This is a genomic window from Streptomyces hirsutus (genome assembly GCF_001418415.1).
Lineage (GTDB): Bacteria > Actinomycetota > Actinomycetes > Streptomycetales > Streptomycetaceae > Streptomyces > Streptomyces hirsutus.
The window spans coordinates 1-4,488 of the sequence record NZ_LIQT01000457.1 but is presented as its reverse complement, the minus strand read 5'-3'; the positions used below and the strand labels follow the sequence as shown (position 1 = coordinate 4,488).

Genomic DNA, 4,488 nt, shown 5'->3' with positions numbered 1-4,488 from the left:
CGGGTCCGGGAACGGGTCCGGCACGCTTCGCGCGCGACCCGGAGTTCGACCTGCCCGCGTTCTGGGCGGAGCGTGCGGAGCAGTTCGCGCGCTCGATCCTGCGGGCGGAGGTGGTGGTACGGCTGTCGCCCGAGGGAGTGCGCGCGCTGCCGCACGCCGTGGACGCGGCGGCCGCGCGGGAGGCACTGGCCGAGGCGGCCGGGACCGGAGCGGACGACGACGGGTGGGTGACGGTGACCCTGCCGGTGGAGTCCGAGGAGGTCGCCCGCACCCAGCTGACGGCGCTGGGCCCCGAGGTGGAGGTGCTCGCGCCCGCCTCGCTGCGGGAGCGGTTCGCCGCCCAGGCGGTACGGCTGGCCCTGCTGTACGGGCGGAAGCGATCCGCGTATTCCGGGGTGCGTCCCGGGGATCCAGGGCCGATGCTTGACGCGTGATGGACGAGACGGAGTTCTGGGAGCTGGTCGACGCCGCCCGCGAGGACGCCGAGGGCGACCCTGAGGAGCAGGCCGACCTGCTCGTGGAGCGGCTCGCGCGGCTGGACCCGGAAGCCGTCCTCGACTTCGCCCGGCACTTCGAGTCCCGCTACCACCGTGCCTACCGCTGGGATCTGTGGGGTGCCGCCTGGGTACTCCTCGACGGGGCGAGCGACGACGCCTTCGACTTCTTCAGGTGCTGGCTGATCGGCCAGGGCCGCGAGGTCTACGAGGGCGCGCTGCACGACCCGGACGCGCTGGCCGATCTGCTGGAGGACTTCGACGAGGAGATCGACGGCGACGGCGAGGAGCTCGGCTACGCGGCGGACGAGGCGTACGAGCAGCTCACCGGTACCGTGGCGCCCGATCTGAACCTCCCCGCGGGCCCGGCCGAGCCCGAGGGCACGCCCGTCGACTTCGAGAACGACTCCCTGCTGGCCGAACGCTATCCCCGGCTCTGGGACCGGTTCCGGCCCTGAGCCCCGCGGGTCCGCTCACCTCGAGACCCCCGCGATCCGGCTGTTCTCCTCCTGCTCCTTTTCCTGCGCCTTTTCCTGCGCCTCCCGCTGCTTCTCCTGCTGCTTCTCCTGCCGGCCTCCGGCGTCCGGCCAGCGGCCCTGCAGCTCCGCCGCCCTCTCCCGGATCCTCGGCAGACGGGCTTGCAGGGCGGCGCCCGGACAGCTGGTCATGAAGCCGTCGCTGTGGCCCGCGAGGGCGGGCAGCATCGCGGTGGTGCCCGCCGCGTACCGGCTGCCGCCGTTGCTGGAGACCAGCCGGACGTCGGATCGCGGGTCGGTGCCGGACAGACCGAGTTTCCAGGCGGCCAGCTCGGCGATCGCGCGCTCCATCGCGGGCGGCACGGGCACTCCTGCGGTGAAGGTGCCGAGCGCGGCGATGCCCGTGCTGCGGTGGTTGAAGCCCTGGGTGTGGGCGCCGGTGACGGGGCGGTCGGTGCCGCCCGCGCGGCCTTCGTAGATGGTGCCGCAGCGGTCGACGACGAAGTTGTAGCCGATGTCGTCCCAGTCCCGGGCGGTGGTCTGGCCCTCGTAGAGGCTGCGTATGTGGGTGGGGGCCTCGGCACAGTCGTAGTCGTTGGGCGAGTCGGTGTGGTGGACGAAGACGGCGATGACCTTGTCGTCGTAGCGCGGGGGCGGCTGTTTCCGGTCGGCGCCGCGCGCCCAGGCCGCTCTCGACACGATGGGCGGCCTGGGCGCCGTGTAGGCGTCCGTCCTGCGGGCGGGGGCGACGGCCGAGGGCTCCGCGGCCCGTTCGACGCCGTACGCGCACAGCACCAGGGCGACCGCCGCGGCGACGCCGGGCAGGCAGCCGAGCAGTACTTTGACGGTTATGGGCAGGCCCGTACGACCGGTTCCGCGGGATATCCGGGAAGCGTGACGCCGCCGCCCTCCCCTTGGTCTTCCGAGGACACGCATGCCTTTCACTGTGGGTCGGATCGAGGGGGCCCGCGACGCGACCGTGTCAACCGGTGGACCCGTCGTCCGGTCCACGGCGGAACCATCGTCCGGTTCTCCGGCGTTCTTCCGGGTACACGCGCGTGCGGCTGCTTCCCGGTGGTCGCCCGCGCGTGGCTGATCACCGGGCCTCTCCCCCACGTATGAGAGGGCCCGAGAGAAAGGCGGCGTGCGTGGACCTGCTCGACATCCTGCTGTTGCTGGTCGTCCTGGCCTACGCGGCCTCCGGCTACCGGCGCGGTCTGCTGGCCGGCTGCGTGTCGCTGGCCGGTTTCGTGGGCGGCGCCCTCGTCGGCGTGTGGATCCTGCCCTGGGTGATGGACCTGGTGACTCCGGGGACGACCGGGGCCACGGTGACGGCCCTGGCCACGGTGCTGCTGCCGGCGGCCGTGGGCCATGAGATGGCGGGCCGGCTGGCGCTGCGGCTGCGGCGGGAGCTGGACCGGGGGCCGTTGCGGGTGGCGGACGGGATCGGCGGGGCGGCGGCCAACTCGGTGGCCGTGCTGATCGTGGCCTGGGTGATCGCGTCCGTCCTCGGCGCCTCCTCCTCCCCGCTGGTCACCTCCGCGATCCGGGACTCGCGACTGCTCGGCGCCGTCCACGAGGTGATGCCGGACAGCACTCCGGCCTGGTTCTCGCGGGCCACCTCGGCGCTGACCGAGGCGGGTTTCCCGCAGGTCTTCAACCCGTTCGAGAACGAGTCGACGGCCGAGGTCGCCGAACCCTCCGGCGACAGCGTCACTGCCGCCGCCACCCGGGCCGCCCAGCGGAGCACGGTGAAGGTCGAGGGCGTCACGGGCCTCCAGGGCCGCGAGGGCAGCGGCTTCGTGTACGCGACGGAGCACGTGATGACCAACGCCCATGTGGTGGCCGGCATCGACGAGCCGACCGTGCGGGTCGGCGGCGTCGGGCGGGCGTACGAGGCCCGGGTGGTGCTGTTCGACCCGCAGAAGGACGTGGCCGTGCTGTACGTGCCCGGACTGCGGGCGCCCGTCCTCCGGTTCGTCGACGACGCCGACCGCGGCGACTCGGCGGTCGTCGCGGGCTACCCGCAGGACGGCGACCTGAATCTCCAGGCGGCGACGGTCGCGAACCGGGTGCAGGCGAGGGGCCGGAACATCTACGGGGACCAGGGCGTCACGCGCGAGATCTACTCCATCCGCTCCACCGTGCGCCCCGGCAACTCCGGCGGACCACTGCTGACCACCGACGGCCGGGTGTTCGGCGTGGTGTTCGCCCGGTCCACCTCGGACGCGGAGACCGGCTACGTCCTGACCTCCGCCGAGGTCGCCGGCGACGCGGAGCGCGCGGCGGACGCGACGGCGCCGGTGGACACGGGGGAACCGGTGACGTCGTAGGCGGTGACGCGGGGCGCGTGGGCCGGCGCGGACCGCCGTCAGAGGAGGGAACGGCCCATCAGTACGTCGTCGACGTACCGGCCGCCGAGGAGGAACTCCTCCGGCTGGACGCCCTCGACGACGAAGCCCTCGGACTCGTACAGCACGCGGGCGGTGGTGTTGTGGCCGAGGACGCGCAGGGTGATGCGGCGGGCGCCCCGGTCCCGGGCCTCCTGGACGGCGGCCCGCACCAGGGCCCGACCTATGCCCCTGCCGCGGACCTCCTCGGACACGGCGAGTCCGAGGATCTGCTGCACGTGCGCGTGGGAGGCGAGTTCGGTGGGACATCCGAGCCGGATGTAGCCGACGACGCGTCCCTCGTGCTCGGCGACGAGGTGGGCCTGAGGGCCGAACCGCCCGCGGAAGAACGGCTCGTGCGGCGGACCGACGGCATGCAGGTGCGACCAGGTGTCGCGGTCCAGCAGGACCAGTTCCCGCTCGTCGGAGGGGTGTGCGGCGCGGATCGACAGGTCGGGCATGGGGGGCACTTTACGACCGGGTCCGTCGTGTGTCCGCCGTGTTGTCCGGACTGCGGGGCAGGATGGGAATCATGGAACCTTCCCGAATCGCGGTGGCCGGTGCGTCCGGCCTCATCGGCGGCGCACTCGTACGGTCCCTCACCGCCGACGGGCACAGGGTGGTGCGCCTGGTGCGCAGGACGCCCCGCGCGGAGAACGAGGTGCGGTGGGACCCGGAGCGGGGGTCCGTGGACGCGGCCGGGCTCGCCGGGTGCGACGCCGTGGTCAATCTCGCCGGTGCCGGAGTGGGCGACCACCGCTGGACGCCCGAGTACAAGGCGCGGATCCGCAACGGCCGGGTGCGGGGCACGGCCGCGCTCGCCGAGGCGTTCGCCGGGATGGAGCGGGACGTACGGCCGCGGGTGTTCGTGAACGGCAGCGCGATCGGTTACTACGGCGAGACCGGCGACCGGACCGTCGACGAGAGCGCGCCGGCGGGTTCGGGCTTCCTGCCGGAGCTGTGCGTCGAGTGGGAGGCCGCCGCGGCACCGGCCCAGGAGGCGGGCGTGCGAACGGCGTTCGCCCGGACCGGGCTCGTGGTGGCCCGCGGGGGCGGGGCGTGGGGCAGGCTCTTCCCGCTGTTCCGGGCCGGGCTGGGCGGACGGCTGGGCGACGGGCGGCAGTACTG

At 73.6% G+C, this 4,488-nt stretch carries 6 protein-coding genes; 4 read left to right on the top strand and 2 right to left on the bottom strand.

What is annotated here, in order from left to right; all coding sequences use genetic code 11:
- Positions 1-434, top strand: a 434-nt coding sequence (locus AOK11_RS30510; RefSeq protein ID WP_157869482.1) for a WYL domain-containing protein, incomplete at its 5' end; no start/stop codon positions are given.
- Positions 434-952 (top strand): DUF4240 domain-containing protein, encoded by a 519-nt coding sequence (locus AOK11_RS30505; RefSeq protein ID WP_055596927.1) that lies wholly within the window; start codon positions 434-436, stop codon positions 950-952. The genes AOK11_RS30510 and AOK11_RS30505, both read left to right, overlap by 1 nt.
- A gap of 15 nt (positions 953-967) precedes the next feature.
- Here AOK11_RS30505 and AOK11_RS30500 read toward each other — a convergent pair whose 3' ends face one another.
- Positions 968-1,906, bottom strand: coding sequence for a peptidoglycan recognition protein family protein (locus AOK11_RS30500; RefSeq protein ID WP_079035186.1), 939 nt, complete (start codon positions 1,904-1,906; stop codon positions 968-970).
- A gap of 212 nt (positions 1,907-2,118) precedes the next feature.
- On the opposite strand from AOK11_RS30500, the gene AOK11_RS30495 reads away from it, so the two are divergent.
- Positions 2,119-3,303 (top strand): MarP family serine protease, encoded by a 1,185-nt coding sequence (locus tag AOK11_RS30495; protein ID WP_055596926.1) that lies wholly within the window; start codon positions 2,119-2,121, stop codon positions 3,301-3,303.
- Between the two features lie 38 nt (positions 3,304-3,341).
- Here AOK11_RS30495 and AOK11_RS30490 read toward each other — a convergent pair whose 3' ends face one another.
- Positions 3,342-3,821, bottom strand: a complete 480-nt coding sequence (locus tag AOK11_RS30490; RefSeq protein ID WP_055596925.1) for a GNAT family N-acetyltransferase — start codon at positions 3,819-3,821, stop codon at positions 3,342-3,344.
- 71 nt (positions 3,822-3,892) lie between these two features.
- On the opposite strand from AOK11_RS30490, the gene AOK11_RS30485 reads away from it, so the two are divergent.
- Positions 3,893-4,488, top strand: a 596-nt coding sequence (locus AOK11_RS30485) for an NAD-dependent epimerase/dehydratase family protein (protein ID WP_079035185.1), incomplete at its 3' end; no start/stop codon positions are given.